Origin of the sequence: Bacillus sp. MYb56, from assembly GCF_002976445.1 — a bacterium.
GTDB lineage: Bacteria > Bacillota > Bacilli > Bacillales > Bacillaceae_G > Bacillus_A > Bacillus_A mycoides.
Genome location: NZ_PCOH01000002.1, coordinates 199,012 through 218,596 on the forward strand (window position 1 = coordinate 199,012; position 19,585 = coordinate 218,596).

General features: G+C 33.7%; 21 protein-coding genes and 1 pseudogene. 2 read left to right on the forward strand and 20 right to left on the reverse strand.

Annotated elements, in window-relative coordinates:
• Positions 1-33 precede the first annotated feature (33 nt).
• From CQ058_RS03555 to CQ058_RS03610, 12 genes and pseudogenes are all read right to left on the reverse strand, one after another.
• Entirely contained in the window at positions 34-1,098 is a 1,065-nt protein-coding gene (locus CQ058_RS03555; RefSeq protein ID WP_002189928.1) for a hypothetical protein, read from the reverse strand.
• A 12-nt stretch (positions 1,099-1,110) separates the two neighbouring features.
• Positions 1,111-1,584, reverse strand: a complete 474-nt coding sequence (locus tag CQ058_RS03560) for a tetratricopeptide repeat protein (protein ID WP_002013416.1) — start codon at positions 1,582-1,584, stop codon at positions 1,111-1,113.
• A 183-nt stretch (positions 1,585-1,767) separates the two neighbouring features.
• Positions 1,768-2,457, reverse strand: coding sequence for a phosphopantothenoylcysteine decarboxylase domain-containing protein (locus CQ058_RS03565; protein WP_002189930.1), 690 nt, complete (start codon positions 2,455-2,457; stop codon positions 1,768-1,770).
• 12 nt (positions 2,458-2,469) lie between these two features.
• On the reverse strand, positions 2,470-3,270 hold the full coding sequence (locus CQ058_RS03570; RefSeq protein ID WP_131243733.1) for an AAC(3) family N-acetyltransferase: 801 nt from the start codon (positions 3,268-3,270) through the stop codon (positions 2,470-2,472).
• Positions 3,271-3,518: 248 nt separating this feature from the next.
• Positions 3,519-3,920, reverse strand: coding sequence for a GNAT family N-acetyltransferase (locus CQ058_RS03575; RefSeq protein WP_002127840.1), 402 nt, complete (start codon positions 3,918-3,920; stop codon positions 3,519-3,521).
• Between the two features lie 61 nt (positions 3,921-3,981).
• Complete coding sequence (locus CQ058_RS03580; RefSeq protein ID WP_002013410.1) at positions 3,982-4,920, reverse strand: DMT family transporter; 939 nt, start codon at positions 4,918-4,920, stop codon at positions 3,982-3,984.
• 72 nt (positions 4,921-4,992) lie between these two features.
• A pseudogene (locus tag CQ058_RS03585) lies at positions 4,993-5,510 on the reverse strand (DinB family protein).
• Positions 5,511-5,525: 15 nt separating this feature from the next.
• Complete coding sequence (locus CQ058_RS03590) at positions 5,526-6,026, reverse strand: GNAT family N-acetyltransferase (RefSeq protein ID WP_002032747.1); 501 nt, start codon at positions 6,024-6,026, stop codon at positions 5,526-5,528.
• Between the two features lie 34 nt (positions 6,027-6,060).
• Positions 6,061-6,606, reverse strand: a complete 546-nt coding sequence (locus tag CQ058_RS03595; protein ID WP_002189933.1) for a GNAT family N-acetyltransferase — start codon at positions 6,604-6,606, stop codon at positions 6,061-6,063.
• A 15-nt stretch (positions 6,607-6,621) separates the two neighbouring features.
• Positions 6,622-7,323, reverse strand: a complete 702-nt coding sequence (locus CQ058_RS03600; RefSeq protein ID WP_002189934.1) for a nucleotidyltransferase domain-containing protein — start codon at positions 7,321-7,323, stop codon at positions 6,622-6,624.
• A gap of 14 nt (positions 7,324-7,337) precedes the next feature.
• A complete protein-coding gene (locus CQ058_RS03605) occupies positions 7,338-8,021 on the reverse strand; it encodes a DNA alkylation repair protein (protein ID WP_002189935.1) in 684 nt (227 codons plus the stop codon).
• 148 nt (positions 8,022-8,169) lie between these two features.
• The gene (locus CQ058_RS03610) at positions 8,170-8,826 is read right to left on the reverse strand and encodes an aspartate/glutamate racemase family protein (protein WP_002189938.1); all 657 of its coding nucleotides are present in this window, start codon (positions 8,824-8,826) and stop codon (positions 8,170-8,172) included.
• Positions 8,827-9,044: 218 nt separating this feature from the next.
• Between CQ058_RS03610 and CQ058_RS03615 the strand changes: the two genes are divergently transcribed.
• The gene (locus CQ058_RS03615) at positions 9,045-9,872 is read left to right on the forward strand and encodes a peptidoglycan-N-acetylglucosamine deacetylase (RefSeq protein ID WP_002127847.1); all 828 of its coding nucleotides are present in this window, start codon (positions 9,045-9,047) and stop codon (positions 9,870-9,872) included.
• Between the two features lie 43 nt (positions 9,873-9,915).
• Here CQ058_RS03615 and CQ058_RS03620 read toward each other — a convergent pair whose 3' ends face one another.
• The 5 genes from CQ058_RS03620 to CQ058_RS03640 form a co-directional block, all read right to left on the reverse strand.
• Positions 9,916-10,341, reverse strand: a complete 426-nt coding sequence (locus CQ058_RS03620) for a WapI family immunity protein (protein WP_002189939.1) — start codon at positions 10,339-10,341, stop codon at positions 9,916-9,918.
• Between the two features lie 222 nt (positions 10,342-10,563).
• The gene (locus CQ058_RS03625) at positions 10,564-11,835 is read right to left on the reverse strand and encodes a PTS ascorbate transporter subunit IIC (RefSeq protein ID WP_002189941.1); all 1,272 of its coding nucleotides are present in this window, start codon (positions 11,833-11,835) and stop codon (positions 10,564-10,566) included.
• A gap of 24 nt (positions 11,836-11,859) precedes the next feature.
• The gene (locus CQ058_RS03630) at positions 11,860-12,129 is read right to left on the reverse strand and encodes a PTS sugar transporter subunit IIB (RefSeq protein ID WP_000757313.1); all 270 of its coding nucleotides are present in this window, start codon (positions 12,127-12,129) and stop codon (positions 11,860-11,862) included.
• A 13-nt stretch (positions 12,130-12,142) separates the two neighbouring features.
• Complete coding sequence (locus CQ058_RS03635; RefSeq protein WP_002189942.1) at positions 12,143-14,248, reverse strand: BglG family transcription antiterminator; 2,106 nt, start codon at positions 14,246-14,248, stop codon at positions 12,143-12,145.
• Positions 14,249-14,653: 405 nt separating this feature from the next.
• Complete coding sequence (locus tag CQ058_RS03640) at positions 14,654-15,199, reverse strand: TetR/AcrR family transcriptional regulator (protein ID WP_002189943.1); 546 nt, start codon at positions 15,197-15,199, stop codon at positions 14,654-14,656.
• A 173-nt stretch (positions 15,200-15,372) separates the two neighbouring features.
• Here CQ058_RS03640 and CQ058_RS03645 point away from each other — a divergent pair, with 173 nt between their 5' ends.
• Positions 15,373-16,821: a DHA2 family efflux MFS transporter permease subunit gene (locus CQ058_RS03645; protein ID WP_002192833.1), complete on the forward strand. Its 1,449-nt coding sequence runs from the start codon at positions 15,373-15,375 to the stop codon at positions 16,819-16,821.
• Positions 16,822-16,868: 47 nt separating this feature from the next.
• Here the strand turns inward: CQ058_RS03645 and ltaS are convergent, their stop codons facing one another.
• The 3 genes from ltaS to CQ058_RS03660 form a co-directional block, all read right to left on the reverse strand.
• On the reverse strand, positions 16,869-18,842 hold the full coding sequence (ltaS, locus tag CQ058_RS03650) for a lipoteichoic acid synthase (RefSeq protein ID WP_002165580.1): 1,974 nt from the start codon (positions 18,840-18,842) through the stop codon (positions 16,869-16,871).
• Positions 18,843-19,176: 334 nt separating this feature from the next.
• Entirely contained in the window at positions 19,177-19,344 is a 168-nt protein-coding gene (locus CQ058_RS03655; RefSeq protein WP_002189945.1) for a hypothetical protein, read from the reverse strand.
• Positions 19,345-19,399: 55 nt separating this feature from the next.
• Positions 19,400-19,585, reverse strand: coding sequence for an SRPBCC family protein (locus tag CQ058_RS03660; RefSeq protein ID WP_002142226.1), 186 nt, complete (start codon positions 19,583-19,585; stop codon positions 19,400-19,402).

Below are 19,585 nucleotides of genomic sequence, written 5' to 3' on the forward strand. Positions count from 1 at the left end.
TAAAACTCCTTCTTATTTAGAAGGAGTTTTTCACTATCCACCATTCATATGTTTTAACCTTTCAGTAACCGCATCATAAAATTTTCGTTTCTCATCAACATTTAAGTGAACACGACTTACTGTTTTAGTAAATCCATACAACAACTGCACTTTCACTGGCTCTTTTAGCGTTATTTCAAAAGTAGCAGGTTCTTTTATGAACTCCATAACAGTTGCATCCAGCACCTCTTTTTCTTCTTTTGCTGTTAGGGATTCCCCCTTGTAGAATGCAATATTATCAATTTGTGTAAATGGCAATACAACTTTCTTTCCTAATCCAATTTGAATGATAACTTGTTCTTCTGTTACGACAATTGGATTTTTACGCATCGCTTGTATTTCAGCTAAATAATAAATCATCGCATATACGTTTAGTATGAGTAAAATCCAAGCTATTACTGGATTCCATTGATGAAGTAAATAGTGAAAACCGATACTTTCAATTACTGTTGCGTGAATAATCATAATATAAACACCTATAGCGCCGGTCTTTTTGTGATAGGAATATGTGCATTCACCATCTGGTACTTTTTCACGCCACGATAAAAATGCATAATAGATTAATTTACACTCAGTAAGAATGATACTTACAGCCTTACTTCTTTTCATAGTAGCATCAAACGCTGCATCAATCGCATAAGAAAACGAAGAATACTCACTTCTATATTCTTTATATCGTTTTATTATTTTAGGAAGTACTCTTATAATTTTATATATAAGAAACAGTTCAAAACATACGAACACAATTTCTCCAGCAACTATTACATACGAAACAAATGAAAAAGCTTGTAAATAATCACTAGGAATTATAAATCTTGCGAATACATATCCAGCTATAACTACAGGAAACATATACGTTAACGAATATCTTTTCCGTATAATAAAGAAATATGTGATGACTGGAATTACAAACATAAAATCTAATAATGAACCGAGGACTACTTCTTTCGGGGCAGCTGGCACTATTGGCAGGGCATACAATAAATAGTTTGATAACATAATTAAAGATACGAGTCCAATCCAAATGCCTTTTTTCCTTCTTGAAATTGATGGATTCATTCCTTCTCTCCTCTATTCAAAAACCTCATTTAAATGGTCTTTATAAAATGAAATAGCACGTTCAAATTCTTTTATCTCATCTACTTTCACAACTGTCTCTAACAGTAATTTCATCGCTTCTTCATGTTCGTTTACGTTATATTTTGCTAATGATAAAAACACTTTCATCACGTCATTTTCCGGGAACTTCTTTATCCCTGCTTCTAATAAAGTAATCGCTTTATCATATTCCCCTATACAACGATACGTACTGCCAAGACCGATATACGCACCGCAAAGGGATTCACCATCAAGTCCGTTCGCAATTGCCTGTTCATAATACGGAACCGCCTCCGTTTCAAGACCCATTACATCATGTATCCAAGCACATTGATATAGTACTTCTGCATCCCTCGTAAAGTTTGTTAATCCTATAAGTATCTCTCTAGACTGCGCATATTTCTTTTCATTTCTAAGTTTAATAGCTTGCTTTAATAAATGTTCCATACAATCCACTCCTCACAAAATGTTCATTATGCATATATCATGTATTACACATTTACGAGCAGCTAATGGCCTATTTATTCCATTGACTCAATTTAATAATTAGTGAGGGCTAAGTTCCCCCACTAATTTAATATTAACTCCATTACATACTATGCGACTGCATCTCTTTCTAAAAGCTTAAATTTACATCGCAGTGATACGATTACATAAATGCTCTAACATATTGACAATTTCTTTTGCAGTTTCATCTTTCCCATTACATAACTTCACATTACCGTCTTGTCCAATAACGTGATGCACAGCACCGCGAGAATATAAAGAATGCGGTGAGTTTGCTACCATTACACTTGCTTTTGCATCTTCCATTCTTTTACTTGCTCTTTCAATAAGTTCTGCTTCATTTACGTCACTTTCAAGTTTAAAGCCAACGAGTATCGTTTCTGGATCCCAACTCTTTATTTGTTTTAATACTTTTGGCGCTTTTTGAAAATGAATAATTGGAGCGATGTCACTTGAAATCTTTCCGTTCATATTAAGAACATTTCCATCTGGATCACAAATCTTTTCGACAACCCAATCTGAGCCAGCAGCAGCCATAATAACTGCATCTACTTTTTCATGTGTAATAATACTTTTCATCTTATCTTGTAAATCAATAATCCCCTCAAATGGGTGCAATTCTAATTGGTTATTTACATCCATTGGCTTCTCAGCGAAATAGCCATGCAAATATATTACATGTGCGCCCTTTGTCATTAGCTCTTCCGCAATAATTCTTCCAATCGTACCTTTTGCTAAATTTGTATGTCCACGTACTTGATCCCATTTTTCTAGGCAGCCGCCGCTCGTAATTAATACTTTTTTCTCCTGCATAATAACCATCCCTTACTGATTTTTCGCACGAAACCACTCTGTTCCAAAGTCAACTGCATCACGCTGCCTCATAAAACGGCACGTCGCATTCCCTATCTTCCCACGCGTAACTGTTCCTTTAAGCTCATATTCAACTCCGATTTCTACAAACGTATCAGAATCGTAATCCATTTCAACGAATTCTTTCCATACTCTTACACCTTCTTCTATAATAGGTGCTCCTACCTTTATTAACTCGCGTGCACCTGTACGTACCTCAGATAAATGTATAGACGTATTAGAGTCATAACCAACACCAAGTAATAATATGTATCCATCTAAATCGTATATTTTTCGTAATGGCGATTCTTCACCAAAACTTATGGAAAGTGAATGATTCGCTGTAATTTCTTCTGCGTGTTGCCCCCATGCTGCAAAACTACTGAGTGGATGATTACTGCGCAATACATTCGGATATGTACGAAAACATTCAACTACTTCTCCCATTGCCCTTGTTGGTGTTATACGTGGATCAAATGCTGGGACGTTATCCCGAATAATTTGCCACCATTCTTCTGGTACAGGTGGTCTTGACCAATGTTTTGGATCGGATAAATCCGAAGATTGCGTCGGCATAATTATCGTTCCTTCTTCTGTAACAACTTTCATTAACGCTTCTACTACGGCAACTGCACCGCCTGATATCCAACCGATTGAACTTAATGAAGAATGTACAATAACTGTTATTCCCTTTTCTATCCCTAATGCTTTTAAATCATTTGTAATTGTTTCGATTGTATTTGGAAATTGTGTATTCGCCACTATGTCATTCATTTTCACGATTGTTCCCCCATTTTGCTTTAAACTAATACATACATATATTATCATATTTTTCTTAATTTTTAACTTAATCATTCCAATTACTATACCTCTGTCGTTTTTATCATATCGGAAACAGTTAAATTATTGTATATTAATTTAAAATAAATATAGAAAGGTAAACACAATCAAAAACTTTCAATCTAGCAATCTTAATTTATACTAATATGAAATAGCCCATCACAAATGATGAGCTATTTATTTTATTCATTCTCTAAATAACAATAAAACCTCTCTACCCCCAGATATTTCTCTCCCAAGCTTTCAATCTTAAAGTTACATTTCTTGTAAAATCCGACTGCCTCTGTATCTGTCTCAGCCTCAATATATGTTAACTCATATTCCCTAATTATTTCTTTAATCATTTGAAGTGCAATTCCTTGATTGCGATATTTTTCATCAACAGCTATGTGACACATTCTCGCTCTATTTGTATGAATTAGCGCTATACCTATGCAACCCTTATTCCCATATTTATATAGCACTGCCTGATCATTTTTATACATTGAAACTGCTTTAAATAAGCTTGCTTCACTCGGACCGGTCGCATGCTTTAATACTTTTTTAATGGGATCTATTTCTAAATGCTCAACACGTTGTAACATCCTATCTCCATCCTTTCTCATGAAAAAAGATTAGCTCTTTATTGAAAAAGAGCTAATCTTTTTATGCCGTTATTTTCTCTTCTTTTTTCACAACTACAGCTACATAACTATGAAGTATCATTCCGACAATTACAAGACTCATTCCAACCCACGATAAAGAAGACGGAATTGGAGCCGATAACCAGAGCAGCTCTCCTACTAATGCAAATAAAACTTCACCAGACTGTGTCGCCTCGACTGTTGCTAATTTTTGCGGATCATCTTTTACAAGATCTGTCGCAAAGAAGAATAATACCGTTGCGATTAACCCTGAACTAACTGCTACAATAAAACATTGGAAAACTTGACTACTTGACGGTAGTCCGCCTGTTGATACTTCATAACCAGATAGTAAAAACCAAAATGGTAAACTTGCTAATGTCATACCGAGAACTCGTTGGAAGACATCTAATTCGCCCTTACATACTTGCATCATTTTTCTATTTCCAAGTGGATATGCAAACGCAGCAATGAGTACAGGAACCACACATAAAATGGTTTCACGGATCCCTAAAGAAGAAGCGTGTTCTACTTGCATAAGAACAACACCGAATAAAATAATGCCTGACATTACTAATTCTTTCATTGGAAGTTTTTTATGTAATGGGTCTACCGCAAAAAATGGTGTTAACAAAATCCCTGCAACTATTGTAATTTGCCAAGTCGAAGCGACAAGCCACCCCGGTCCAAACGCACCCGCGAAACTAAGCGGTGCATAAAAGAGACCAAACCCTACAATACTCCATAACAACCACTCTTTCGGATTGTTTTTCATATATTGCAAGAGTTGTTTTAAATTCCCTCTATACATGACAATAAGTAGTAGCATTGGAACCATAAAGTAATACCGTAGTGATGCACTCCAAATCCAACTCCCGCCCCCTAAGTCCATCGACCGGTTTAACACAAAGGTAAAGGCAAAGAAAAACGATGCCAATATCCCTACTGCAATAGCTTTCATTATAAAACCCCTTATATAGTTTCTTTTTCTACTATATAACAAAATGAATATAATTAATATTCAAAAATTTAATCATACATGCGGTCTACTTCTATATAACTTTCGTAATCGACTAATATGAGCTTGATGGTACCGATTATGAGCGGCTATATGCCATATTCCCCACCTTATAGTCGCATTTTCTCCCTTTTCATAAAAAACTTCTCGTGTAAATCATTTTCTGTTAGTTTCATACATTCCTCATAAAACATATGTTGCACAGCTTCATAATCTTGCATTAATTCTTGTAATTTGTACTTTCTTAAACTAGGCAATTTTCCCATTTCATTCAACATTGGTCCATATTTATTTTCAAGTGCAGGCGGAACTCCCTCTCCTTTTAAACGGTACACCCAGTGTAAATCGACTACTGCTAAATGCTGAAGTAGCTGTCCAATGTTATTTTCATTATTTTCAGACCCTTTATAGGATAGTTCGTTCTTTTCAATACCTTCGACTAACCTTTGCAATCGTTTAAATGTATCAGTAACCGTTGCATACAAAATTGCCACGTTGGGGTTCATATCTTTTTCTAAATGGAGATCTTTCATGATAATATCCTTCCTTTAAAGAAACAACACCATATTTTCATCATCACTATACACACCATTCACCTTTATAGCTCTTTTTTCAATTCCATACGTTTTAAAGCCCATTGATTCATACAATTTTTTTGCTGGTTCGTTTGTAGATACAACACCTAATGTCAATTGCTCTAGTTTTATATCTCGCGCTCTTTGAATGGCATTTGTTATTAACTCACGTGCCAATCCGTTCCGCCTGTTTTGTGCATCTACATACATCGCAACGATATGACCTTTATGTTTATACGCCTCTCTCTCTTCTGTTAGTAAAGTGACAACTCCAACTAAATGATTTTCTTCATTAAATGCACCAAATGTACAACTAGTAGTAGCTGTTAAATTACTTTCCACTCGCTTAATAGGATTTTCCTGGCGAATCGCCTCTTCATAAGTTGTTACAAATGCCTCTGGATTTACTTGTAAAGCTTGTAAACGTAAGTCCCAATATTTTTCCGCATCTTCTTTCGTAAGTAATCGAATCATATTTATCCTGCCCCTTTAAGTTAACATAATATTTTTATAAGCTACTATTTAAAGATTGGTATTCTTCTCTTAACATACTATAGCGATAACGATGAATGTACTTCCCTTTACGTAACCGATCATTTCTCATTATTCCTTCACAAACAAATCCTGCTTTTTCATAACTCTTTCTAGCTTGTAAATTTTCTTCGTCTACTCGTAGCCATATTTTTTCTAATTCGAATACAGAATAGCCAATTTGTAACATACTGTATAGTGCTGCCATTCCATATCCTTTACCCCAATATTCTTTATTTCCAATGGCAATCCCTAGTTCAGCATTTTTATTTGTTTGATCAAAGTTTTTTAGGTCTATCCATCCAATGTGTATACCTTCCTTTGTAACGATAGCTCGTTGTTCATAACCATTCCCTCGACTTATGCATGCTTCAATCCACCTTCTCGTATCTTCACGAGTGAACGGTGGATATTGATCTGGTACAACTAAATGCTTTGTTACTTCTGTATCTAATGACCATTGATATCGATCTTCTACATCATCTATTGTCAGTTCTCTTAATTGAACGAATGGTACATTCACTTTGCTATCCCCTTTTCATTTCCCTATAGAAAATCCCTCGAACATTCTTCCTCCGTATTGATCTAGCGTGTTTTCTACAAAAGTAATTAATTCATTTTTCTCCTCTGTTTTATAAAAATGATCAAAAGCCGCTACAAAATGTTCTGCATATTGCTCGTCATACCTTCTTAACACTCTAATAAACCATTTTGAATTTCCAAGCCATTGACCATTTACCCTTAAAACATATTCATGTACTAAATCAGCTAATAAATTGGCGATGAACAATTCTTCTTCTCTCTTTGTTGCACCAATGAAATCATCCAAGGTATCCGTAATAAAATAGCGTTTCTGCTTCATCGTTTCTTCTGACCATTTTTTTGGTCCTTTATTTAATAAATCATTCGCTTCTCTTTTAAGTGTCTCTACAATTTCATCTTTTCCTTTTAGCAAAATCCCTTCTGAAACTAATTGAGGTAATGAAGGTCTCCCGCGCTCACAATCACTTTTAAAAAAGGTTTTATACGTTTCAAAATTATGTACGAATACTTCAACAGGCCAGCCATTACTATAGAAGGATTCTCTATAACAAGATGACAAACTTTGGTCGAATATTACAATATCAAGGTCAGATGTTTTCGTAGCCTCTCCTCTAGCCACACTTCCCCCTAGTAAAGCAACATCACAATTCGAAAATTGTGATGTAATTATGCTTTGTGCCGCTTCAATTGGTTTCATAATCTTACCCCTTCTTATTTTACTTTCCTTTTTTCAGCTCTTTCTCGTGCCTTTTTAATATATGGTTCTGCATCTGGAGTTTTGCATGACGTTGCACCATGATCAACTTCTACTTTTCCAATTTCACGTGCAATTTCAATTGCTTGTTGCTCTAAAGCTTCATTTCGAATCCCTATCGCAATTAATGCACTATTCATTCCTTCTCTTTTTCTGTTTTTTTCATTATGTATATGAACTTTAATCACTTCTAAATACGGTAAGAAGAAGTCATCGTCTAACGTTTTATTTTTCATTGCGATATTCGCTAATAATGACCAACCAGCTCTTCCAATCCATTCATCATCAGACTTCGTCCATTCTTCCATTCTTTCTATCGCGATTGGCGACGTACATATAGCTGTCATAAGAACGTCCATTAAACAATAGTAATCAACATCCTGAACCCATCTATTTAGTTGTTTTGACGTTAGTTTCTTCGGATCTAAAATCATCGTTGCTAAAGTCATTGCATCCATATTTTTCGTTTCCCATAATGAGATTGCTAAATCATGATCCTTTTTTATCTTCTTTTTCAACAATTTTAAATTTGCAAAACTAACTCCAAATAACGGCTCTTTCGCTCCGTGGTTTTTATACGTCTTACGAGTTTGTTCTGTCCCATACTCTTCTAGTTGCTGCATTACTTCTTCAAGTAACATAGATCCACCTCTTTTATATATTTTGTTGCCTTCACATATGTATGTACGATATATTCTACATTATTTTTTGGTTTTCCTATATTTATTTTTAAAATACGGTATGTGAAATTTATATTGATTTTCTTTAAAACAACAAACATCCTCTTCCTTATTTTTCACACGGTAGCTCATTGACACTCTGTATACAATACTCCACTAGCGCATGCAACGGATTTATTATGTTCCTTCCTATTATATTTTCTACCCTTGTAGCAGCATCTACCATCGATAATTGTGCAACTAAAAACATTTCATTTCTATCTTTCATAATTTCATATAAATACTTTTCTAATTTAGCATCATGCTCTTCTTTACGCCCTTGCATAATTAACTCAAATATCCCTTCTATCACTTCTACTTTTACTTGTATGGATTTATTATTCTGCTGAGCGTATAGTCTTAAACGTTCCATCGTTCCTGAAACAGTACGGTTATTTGTAAATAGTATTGTCTGTGGCTCTTCAACCTGACAAATCATTTCAAAAAATGGCTCATCAATTTTCAATATTGGTATGTCTATTTTGAAATTCTCATCTAATAACGTGATATAATCTGTACAAGTTATTAAAATTGTATCTACATCACTTTCAGCTATATACTTTATAATATCTTTTAAATTATTTCGTGCTTGTTCTCGTTCTATTTTTAGTCTGTGTGATAAGATGGGATCTACAAAATGGAGTATTTCGATTCTAAAAGATTGCAACGCTCGGTCAATGTATTCAATATTTGAATGATGAGCATGTAAACAAGCTAATTTTTTCATACTTATCCTCCCTTTCTAAAACAAAAAACGTGAATGAACCATTTTACATGCAGTTCCATTCATTTAATTCTTGTTTCATTTTTTCAAACCTGCAAAATAGTGAAATCTTACATACTTTTTAACAAACTTTTTTGCGCTTGTAAAAAAGTTTTTTTGCATTTCCCCCTCTAAAATTGCTAATATAGTAGAGTAGAACTTTTATAGAGAGTAGGAAAATTATGCACAATGGAATTCGGATGACAACTTTAGTGAAAAGGGCTCTGTTGATTTGCGCTGGGGTATTATTTACATACGAAGCTGCTTACGGATCAACACATATCGCTCTAGCAAGTACAGAGGATGAAGCGAAATCTGTTCAACTTGTAAGTGAAATTCAAACGTCCCTTGCTCCGAAAGAAGCTCCAAAGCACTATAACGGGCAAGTTAGAAAAGTCGCTTACTTAACATTTGACGATGGTCCTGGAAAATACACAGCTGAGCTTTTAGATATGTTAAAGAGTGAAAATGCAAAAGCAACATTCTTCCTAATTGGTTCAAACGTAAAAGCTTTCCCTGATCTTGTAAAACGTGAAGATGCTGAAGGCCACTATGTTGGGATGCACAGTATGACTCATAACTACAAGAAACTTTACACAGAAGGTCATTACGTTGATGAAATGAAAGAAGACCAAGGCTTAATCGCTGGCGTTCTAGGAAAATCTCCAGTATTAACTCGTCCATCTTACGGCTCAATGCCAGGGTTAAATGAAGCTCTTCGCAACAAAGTTGTTGAAAATGGTTTAAAAGTTTGGGATTGGACAATTGATTCATTAGACTGGAAATACAACAAAATGCAAGTAGACGCTGCATCTGCTAAAATCGTAGAAAACGTTCTACATGGTGCTACAAACCCAACAGAAGTTATTCTAATGCATGATATTCATCCACAATCAGTTAAAGCAGTACCTGGTATTATTAAAGGGCTGAAAGAAAGAGGATATGAATTAGAAGCCTATAATGAGAACGAACACTTCCCATTAAACTTCTGGCATGATAATCGTATGTAATAAAAAGACTTGATTCCCTCTAGTAGGTTATCAAGTCTTTTTATTATCGTTTTGGAAATTTCCTTTGTTGCTCTTCAATAGAACGAATAATATTCTCCCTATCCTCTTGAGTTATACCGATAGAAAATTCGTATTCTTCTTCCTTACACCATGTGGGGTTAAGTTCCAGCGATAAGCGAATAACAATGTTAAACTCCCCTGCTTTTCCCCCCATAAATTCAAACGCTAAATTTGGTTCTATGAAATCTAGTTCGTTATATGTAGGGTTTGGTAAAGATTCAAACCATTTTATCATGTACTGTAAATCGTATGTTTGTAAAAAAGGATCCATCGTTTCAAAAACTTTATTTTCTTCTGATAGTTTCGCTTTTACTCTTAACCAATTTCTATCACACTCGTCTTTTGCATCTTTATATTGGTAATTTACAACCTCTAAATGTAATGATATTTTTTCATTTTGAAAATTCATGCATAGACTCCTTTTATTTTACCCTATTTTGAAAATATACTTTTCTGTTTCAATATTGATCCTCAAGGAAAATCAAAAGATTTTACAAACAATCATAACACATTTTTTTCAAACCAATCCCTATTTCTTTTATTCAAATTCCCTCACTTTCTTACACTTTAATATTTAAATAAAAAGACTTGAATTCATAATTAGAATTCAAGTCTTTTTATGCTCTATTATTTAGAAAACATTCCCTAGCAATTTCGCAATTTCACTAATTAAAATACCAACAACAGCAAAGTCGGAATCACCGAATGTTGTATTTTCAAATCCTAATCCACCTAATATAGGTAGTAATATAGCTGGTAGGAATGAGATTAATAATCCATTTACAAAAGCTCCAAGTATTGCTCCTCGTCTTCCTCCAGTTGCATTTCCAAATACAGCAGCTGTTGCCCCTGTGAAGAAATGAGGGATTAATCCTGGCACTATTACACTTAGTCCGATAAACGGAAGAATAAACATAGATAGTAATCCAGCAATAAAACTTGTTAAAAAGCCAATAATAACCGCATTTGGCGCGAATGGGAAGATTGTTGGACAATCTAATGCTGGTTTGGCATTTGGTACAAGTTTATCTGCTATCCCTTTAAATGCAGGGACAATTTCTGCAATCAACATACGGACACCAGCTAGAATAATATATACACCCGCAGCGAATGTAATTGCTTGCATGAATGAATACACGAGATAATTTTGTCCGTTACTTAATTCTGTTTCGATAAAGTTTTTCCCAGCAAATGGTGCAACAATAAAGAATAACACAGCCATTGTTAATGACATAGAAACTGATGTATCACGTAAAAACCCTAATGACTTCGGTACTTTAATTTGTTCTGTAGATTTTTCCTTATTTCCAAATTTACTACCAACAAATCCTGCTGCTAAATACCCAACTGAACCGAAATGGCCAATTGCGATATCATCCATTCCCGTAATTTTTCTAACATACGGTTGAAGTATAGCTGGAAAAATGACCATAAGTAATCCTAAAATAATAGACCCACTAATAACTAGTGAAGCGCCTTTCATCCCTGTAGTTGAAAATACAGCTGAAATTAAACATGCCATGAATAAGGTATGATGACCAGTTAAAAATACATATTTAAATCTTGTAAATCGTGCAATTAGTAAATTAGCAATCATCCCAAATACCATAATTAATGCCGTTTCTGTTCCTAAAGTTTGCTGTGCTATCGCAACAACAGCTTCGTTATTTGGAATAATCCCTTTAATATGAAATGCTTTATCAAATATTTTACCAAAAACATCTAAAGCCCCTATTAATATAGTGGCTCCGCCTCCTAAAACGACGAAGCCCATAATTGTTTTTAATGTTCCTGAAACTGTATCTGCAAAATTCTTTTTTTGCAATAGTAAACCACACATAGCAAACAATCCAACTAATATTGCAGGCTGTCCCAAAATATCTTTCATTATTAAATCAAACATAGCACTACTCCCCTTTCACCGTTTCTACATCAGGTGTTTTTGTAATGCTTCTTTAATTTCATTTAAATCTAGAATGTTTGTTAATCCAGCAACTGTGCGAGTACCATCTTCAAGGTTGCAAATGATATCTTTCGCACCTAAATATAGATCTGCTTGTTCTGATTTACTTGATGCTAAATCCGTATGAGAAACTTCAGCTTGCATACCAAGTTCAGTTAATATTTTCTTTACATTCATTTCTATAATAAAACTACTTCCTAATCCATTTCCACATACAACTAATACTTTTTTCATTTCAATCTCCCCTTTAATTAGAATATTTAGCTATCATTTCTAGCATTTTATCTTTTGAATTTGAATGCATTAACATTTCTATGTTCGTTGGTTCAGATAACATCTCACTTAATTGTGCCAATGCCTTCAAATGTGTCTCGTTATCTATAGCTGCTAATACAATAATTAAATTTACAGCATGCTCTTGTTTTTCTGAAAATAACACACCCTCTTTTAGTTGTAATAAACTCATCCCTAATTTTTTGACACCTGCTTCTGGACGAGCATGAGGTATAGCGATTTTAGGTGCAATTACAATATACGGGCCTAACTTCTTTACATTCGCAATCATTTCAGAAATATATTCTTCAGAAATATGTCCACTTTGTAATAAAGGTTCCGACGCAACACGAATTGCTTCCTCCCACGTCTCAACGTGATTCTCAAGCTCTATAAATTCTCTAGTTAATAGCTCGTTTAACATAGGCTTATATTTCTCCTCCTTATCAATATGTACCGGACCACTCATAAACTCTCTCAATTCATTTTTTAAAGATTTTTCATCTAAAATGTCTGTGTATTTTCGGATAATACCCATCATCATATCAACTGAATCATTTTGATTTTCGCCATATAAAGCTACATTGACTTTTCGTAGTAACGATGCTTTTTCGGAATCGGTCAAAATTGGATTTACCATAAAGATAGGAATTTTCCCCTTCTCCAGTTCAGTTGTAGTAATAATACAATCTACATCAAATGTATTTGATTCATATTCCCGCTTTGAAATGGCTTTTAAAATATCTACACTTGAAAACACTTGCTCTAATTGGTACTGCAACATACGTGATGTACCAATACCATTTGGACAAACAAGTAGCGCGGTTTTTCTTGGGCTGGGAACGATTCCCTCTTTCCTCATCCAAGCACCAAAGTGCATAGTAATATATGCCATTTCATCATCTGAAACTATTTTTCCAACATATTCTTCAAAATGATGAATTACTTTTTTTGTAAGAGTATATACTTCTTCATAATTTTGCTGGATTGTATAAAGTAATGGATTTTCTATTTCAATCCCGTACTTTACACGATAATATGCCGGTTTCATATGCAGATATAGGTCTGAAGCAAGTCCTTTAAAATCTTGAAATATAACACAAGCATAATGTTGAAAATCCTTTATCATATATCCGACCATTGAATGTATTCCATCAATCTCACTTTTTTCAAAATCTTTTTGTTGAGCATTTACTTTTGCTCCTAACAAATGAGTCGTAATATAATAAATTTCATCTATTGGAAAATCCACGAAAAATACTCTTTCAAACTGTTTTGCAATATATTTTGCTGCTTCAAATTGTTTTGTTTCTCTTAGTACATCCTTTTCAGCATCTTCCATCTCAACACATTTTCCATTTACAATACGATTGCGGAATAAATACATGTAAACGCTTAAACTTTCAAGTACCTCATCTGTGTACTGGACCCCTAAAAGCTCTTCACAATTTGATAAAATATTTTTTATTATAAGAAGTTCCTCGTGATCTTTATTACCTTTTACATTTTTATTATCATTCGTAATATATTTCACATGCGATATTAAATATTCCCATCCATGCTTTGAAATTATTTGTGAAAGATTTAAGATTAATATATTTCGTTTTCCATGTTCATTCCCTATAATATTGTAGCCATGTTTACGATTAAATTTTAATGCGAGCTTAAACTTCACTAACTCTGCTTTTATTTTTTTTAAGTCAGCAAGAGCAGTATTACGACTGACTTGCACAAGTTCTATTAAGTCTTCTAATAGAATCCTTTTCTCCATTGTTAGTATATAAAGAACCAGCAATATTTTTCGTTCATGTGGAGAATATTCATATTGGCTTGTTGTAAATCCATTTAACTTTTTTATCACTCTTTGCTTCGTTTCATTATCAAAACAGTAGCCTAAAGGGCGAATATATTCATATGAATTTAAATCCTCTGCAACTAACCAATCTTCTATTTTCTTCATATCATAATAAATTGTTCGCTTTGAAACTTGTATGACTTCCATTAATTGAGATACAGAAACATAGCTATCCGCTTGAATAATTTGCTGTAAAATACTTATACTTCGATTATCTAATATCATATATGATATACACCCTTTCTATACTTGTTCTTAAATAGAATTGCAAGTATAGATACTATCTTTGCAAAATTAGAGTTTGAAATCGCTTTCTATTAATATCTTATCTTGTATCTCTTCTAAAATTAAGTCCAAATTCTTGTTTATGCACAGTGCAATGATTGTACTTTCATTTAAAAATTTTACTATATACATGCGGCATATGAAATTATACAATACGATTTTTTATTTTAAAGACAATTTGTCAATCTAAGTGCGACAGTTCTTCCTGAAACCCTTCATGGGCAGTTTTCTGTATGAAGTAAGTGATGTGTTAACTTCTACTTTATACGAAGCGATATGGGCTTTTTTCTTTAGGTGTCGCACTTAATAATACAATGTATCGATACATAAAATATTTTTAACTCATTACCCTCTGTACATGAAATAAATTTGATTTGCGATATAATCTGAACTAAAGTGAAGTCCATTCCTTATCCACCACATGATAATACCTACCAATGAAGCTGTTTTAATATCAACCGCAACATAATCATCAGGCAGATCCTTTTTCGTATTCTCTCTTCTCGTTTCTATTAACTCTTTTAAAAATAAAAATAGTTGCTCCTCAAATTGATTCATTTTAAATAATATAAATAAATAATTTCGGTGGTTATATAAATAATCAAGTAATTGTGTTAGCTTTTGTTTTTCTGATAAATCTTTTGCATGTATTAAATCAGCTATTTTATTTGAAAGTTCATTTGAAATCTCATTCGTGATTTGGTCTAGTAAATCTTGAATATCTTGATAATGTAAGTAAAAGGTTGTTCGGTTTAATCCTGCTTTTGTTGCGACTTTCTGAACCGTTAAACTTGAAATACTAGGATTCTCACATAGGAGAGAAAAAACAGCATTTTTAAACATTTCTCTTGAACGAACTGTACGAGGATCTTCTTTTTTAGGTGTAGACATTTTGAAACTCCTTTATAGATTTTCTCTTTACTTACTCGACAGTGCATACCTTCTATGTCGAGTAGTGAACATTTTCAACAAAACTGTTCATGGTCAAAGAAAATTTATTTTGTTACCATTAATTTTATCGACACAATGTCGATAAATCAAGACAACAATGAAGGAGTTTACCAATGCAAAAGGAAATATCAGAAAGAAATAAAAAAATTATATTAATTGTGCTCATTTCCGGTTGTTTTTTATCAACATTAAATCAGACGCTATTAAATGTAGCGATGAGTAATTTAATGGAAGTATTTGATGTTACAGCTGCAACCGTGCAATGGCTATCAACAGGCTTTATGCTCATAAATGGCGTTCTAGTGCCAATTACTGCATTTTTAATGAAACGATTTACAACAAGGCAGCTGTTTATTAGCTCGATGCTCTCTTTGTTTATCGGGACTGTTCTTTGTGCATGCGCCATGAATTTTGGCATTTTGTTAACAGGAAGAATGATTCAAGCAGTTGGAGCAGGAATTATTATGCCACTAATGATGACAGTTATTTTATATTTATACCCTAGTGAAAAGCGTGGCAGTATTATGGGAACCATCGGTTTCGCCATAATTTTTGCGCCAGCCATCGCTCCAACATTATCTGGCTTTATTATTGAATATGTATCATGGAGATGGTTATTTATTGGATTCGCTCCATTTGTATTAATTGTTATTATTCTCGCGCTAAAATATTTAATGAATATTGCTGAGACAACAAAAGCAAAATTAGATATCGTAAGTGTCATTTTATCAACGATTGGCTTTGGTTGTATTATATTCGGATTTAGTAGTGCAGGAAGTAAAGGATGGGATCATCCAGTTGTTATTACTACAATTATCATCGGAATAATTGTTACAACTCTATTCTGTTTACGTCAAATAAAGTCTAGCGATCCACTATTAAATTTATCCGTATTTAAGTATAAAATTTTCACTCTTACATCAGTCATTAACGTACTCATTACGATGATTATGTATGCTGATTTAATTCTTTTACCGATTTACTTGCAAAACGGACGAGGTTTTACTGCTTTTGAATCAGGTTTACTTCTATTACCTGGCGCTGTAATTAATGCCTTCTTATCACCTATCACAGGTAAAATGTTTGATAAATACGGGGCAAAACCACTCTTTATTACAGGTTTAATATGTATCATTATATCGATGTGGGGTGTAATTGATTTAACCGAATCCACCACTTATATGTATTTAATGGTTCGTACCATTATTCTACGCATTGGACTAAGTTTCATTTCGATGCCTTTAAATACAGCAGGTTTAAACGCTTTACCAAGAGAACTGGGTTCACATGGTTCCGCAGTGAATAATACCGTACGTCAATTAGCAGGTGCTATAGGAACAGCAGTCATTATTACTGTGTATACAATTCAATCCACTTCACATACTTCACAGTTATCTAGTGAGAACGGAAGCATATCAGCTATGCAAGTAACGAAATTAGCTTCTATCTTCAGCTCAAGTGATGCGTACGTATTTATGTTAGTCTTATCCTTTGTAGCTTTGATTATTGCATGTTTTATGCCTAAAAAAGTAGCACTCCAAAAATCCGAAAGTAAATCTTAAAACAAAAAATCCTACTCGTTTTCTATACGAGTAGGATTTTTTATTATTTATTTCGTTTCCCCGTCTTCAGTCGTCTTCACCTTCGTTTTATCTTTATCACGATTGTTATAGTTATATTTAGAAGGTTCTACCGGTGTAAATCCTTCTGGTGTGTAGAATCGTAATAAGTCACCGTTAACAACTTGGTCGGAGTATTTTAGTGATTTTTGAACCATTTGCTCATTTTGTTTTATTTCATCTGTAAATTCTACAGGTTTCCCAGTCGCTGTATCATAGTATTTGCCGTTAAGTGCAGTAACTGTTGGGCTTACGTAGTTACCGTTACGGAACGGAACGACTTGTTTATGCTCTGGTGATAATAAATCTGATCCGAATTGGACATAATTTTTCGTATCTGTACCTAGTAAGTGTAATAACGTTGGAAGAACGTCAATTTCTCCGCCGTATTGATGTTGTACGCCGCCTTCCATTCCTGGTACGCGAATGATTAATGGTACACGTTGTAATTGAGCATTTTCAAATGCGTTCATTTCTTTACCCATTATTTGAGACATTGCTGCACTATGATTATCTGAAATACCGTAATGATCACCGTACATAACGATAATTGAGTTATCGTATAGACCAGATTGTTTCAAGTAATCAATGAATCCTTTTACAGATTCATCTAAATAGCGTGCTGTTTGGAAGTACGTATCTACTGATGAATCACCTGTTTTAGCTGGTTCAATCGTTGCTTCCGCTTTATCAATCGGATAAGGGAAATGGTTCGATAACGTAATGAACTTCGTATAGAACGGTTGTTTCAACGTTTGTAATAACGGAATTGATTCATTAAAGAACGGTTTATCTTTTAAGCCATAGTTTACTACATCTTTTTCATTCATATCGTAGTATGACGCATCAAAGAATTTATTAAAACCAAATGATTTATAAATTTCATCACGGTTCCAGAATGTTTTGTAGTTACCGTGGAACACTGCTGATGTGTATCCTTGTTGTCCTAAAATAGCCGGTGCTGATTGATACGTGTTATGAGCTTTATTTGTAAAAACAGATCCTTGTGGTAATCCAAACATTGAGTTCTCTAACATGAACTCCGCATCAGATGTTTTCCCCTGTCCTGTTTGATGGAAGAAGTTATCAAAGTATAACGTATTCGCATCTTTTGTAAATGAGTTTAAGAATGGTGTAACCTCTTGACCATTTAGCTTGTAGTTTAGTAAAAAGTTTTGGAATGACTCTAAATGAATATAAATTACGTTCATTCCTTTTCCTTTACCGAAATACTCAGGGTTTGGACTTGCATAAGTTGATGAAAGATAGTTTCTAACTTCTGTCATATTATCTCCATCCGCTAATGCTCGTTCTGTTGATGCTTTCGCACTTTGAATACCATCATAAATCGTAAAGTTGTACGCCCCTAAATATTTCACGATATAATTGCGGTCAAATGTTCTTGTTAACAATTCAGGACGGTCAGATTCTGCCAGACCTAAGTTAACGCTAAATAATAAAATACCTGCTACAAATACTAGAGATAATTTATGCTTCGCAACACGGATTGGTTTAGGATTTACAAATTTCGTTGCGACTAAAACAATTAAAATAATTGTATCTAAGAAATATAGTGGATCATATAAGTGTAGCAATGCAAAAATACTACCACCTAAATCTCCAAAGTTATTCGATTGTGTTAATGTCGGGAACGTAATAAAGTCGCTGAAAAAGCGATAATATACTACGTTTGCGTATAAAAGTATAGACATTAGCAAATTAATAATAATTAACCAAATGTAAGCTCGTTTCCCTTTTGCGAATAGTGCGAGCCCTAAAAATAGAACCGCTGAGCTTAACGGGTTGAAAAACAGTAAGAACTTTTGGATTGTGTTCGATATCCCTAAATTAAATTCTGTCACATATGCGGCATATGTTTTTAACCAAAGTAAAATAACGGCAAATACGAAAAATCCAAAATGATTACTTAATACTCGTTTACTCTTCAATAAAAATTGTTGCATCTCTCCACCTCTTTTGATCATCCAAGGCTTATTTTATATAAGTCTGTCTCTCTATTCAATTTCTCTTCTTCAAATAGATTTTATTTGTTTAACTATATGAAGAATATTAGTAATTATAATTTGTAGCTTTTATTTATTCAACTATTTCTTTTTAAACATTTTGACCTTGGTTTCTATTTAACAAAATACATTTGTAACATTTCCTGTTTTCTCCCAAGGCTCATCCACTAATTATGACTCCACAAACTATAATCCTTTATTTCCTCATTTGCAAACTAACCTATCTCCAATTTTGGTACATTCATGTAAACTACACTTTTTCGACTACCGTTTATCATCCTTTGTAGCTATTCCTTCTTCTTTTAACCAATTCTTTCAGTCCCATGAATATTACATTCCAATCATGCTCAGAGCCAGCATGACACCCCTTTAAAGCTTTTTCAACATCATATTTTGTCCAATCTTCTTCATGAGCAACGATTATATTTTGTGAAAATATCATTTTAAATCCTTGTTGTTTCTCTTTTATTTCAACTGTGATTTTATCTAATAATTCACTAAACTGCGGCGTTTTTAATGTAAATACTAATTTTTTTAGGACGATTCATTTCGATATATTCCCCAATTGCTCGATAATCTTTTCCGCCACGATGATCAATAATTTCCCAACTCCCTCCTACTTCAGGAGTATTTCCCGTTACTTTATCCGTCCCTTCCAATGTAAAAAACCATTTCTTCATCAT

Coding starts and splice junctions, on each gene's coding strand:
- CQ058_RS03555 (WP_002189928.1), bottom strand. CDS start 1,098: ATGAATCCATCAATTTCAAGAAGGAAAAAAGGCATTTGGATTGGACTC.
- CQ058_RS03560 (WP_002013416.1), bottom strand. CDS start 1,584: ATGGAACATTTATTAAAGCAAGCTATTAAACTTAGAAATGAAAAGAAA.
- CQ058_RS03565 (WP_002189930.1), bottom strand. CDS start 2,457: ATGCAGGAGAAAAAAGTATTAATTACGAGCGGCGGCTGCCTAGAAAAA.
- CQ058_RS03570 (WP_131243733.1), bottom strand. CDS start 3,270: ATGAATGACATAGTGGCGAATACACAATTTCCAAATACAATCGAAACA.
- CQ058_RS03575 (WP_002127840.1), bottom strand. CDS start 3,920: ATGTTACAACGTGTTGAGCATTTAGAAATAGATCCCATTAAAAAAGTA.
- CQ058_RS03580 (WP_002013410.1), bottom strand. CDS start 4,920: ATGAAAGCTATTGCAGTAGGGATATTGGCATCGTTTTTCTTTGCCTTT.
- CQ058_RS03590 (WP_002032747.1), bottom strand. CDS start 6,026: ATGATTCGATTACTTACGAAAGAAGATGCGGAAAAATATTGGGACTTA.
- CQ058_RS03600 (WP_002189934.1), bottom strand. CDS start 7,323: ATGAAACCAATTGAAGCGGCACAAAGCATAATTACATCACAATTTTCG.
- CQ058_RS03605 (WP_002189935.1), bottom strand. CDS start 8,021: ATGTTACTTGAAGAAGTAATGCAGCAACTAGAAGAGTATGGGACAGAA.
- CQ058_RS03610 (WP_002189938.1), bottom strand. CDS start 8,826: ATGAAAAAATTAGCTTGTTTACATGCTCATCATTCAAATATTGAATAC.
- CQ058_RS03615 (WP_002127847.1), top strand. CDS start 9,045: ATGCACAATGGAATTCGGATGACAACTTTAGTGAAAAGGGCTCTGTTG.
- CQ058_RS03620 (WP_002189939.1), bottom strand. CDS start 10,341: ATGAATTTTCAAAATGAAAAAATATCATTACATTTAGAGGTTGTAAAT.
- CQ058_RS03625 (WP_002189941.1), bottom strand. CDS start 11,835: ATGTTTGATTTAATAATGAAAGATATTTTGGGACAGCCTGCAATATTA.
- CQ058_RS03630 (WP_000757313.1), bottom strand. CDS start 12,129: ATGAAAAAAGTATTAGTTGTATGTGGAAATGGATTAGGAAGTAGTTTT.
- CQ058_RS03635 (WP_002189942.1), bottom strand. CDS start 14,248: ATGATATTAGATAATCGAAGTATAAGTATTTTACAGCAAATTATTCAA.
- CQ058_RS03640 (WP_002189943.1), bottom strand. CDS start 15,199: ATGTCTACACCTAAAAAAGAAGATCCTCGTACAGTTCGTTCAAGAGAA.
- CQ058_RS03645 (WP_002192833.1), top strand. CDS start 15,373: ATGCAAAAGGAAATATCAGAAAGAAATAAAAAAATTATATTAATTGTG.
- ltaS (WP_002165580.1), bottom strand. CDS start 18,842: ATGCAACAATTTTTATTGAAGAGTAAACGAGTATTAAGTAATCATTTT.
- CQ058_RS03655 (WP_002189945.1), bottom strand. CDS start 19,344: ATGATATTTTCACAAAATATAATCGTTGCTCATGAAGAAGATTGGACA.
- CQ058_RS03660 (WP_002142226.1), bottom strand. CDS start 19,585: ATGATGAAGAAATGGTTTTTTACATTGGAAGGGACGGATAAAGTAACG.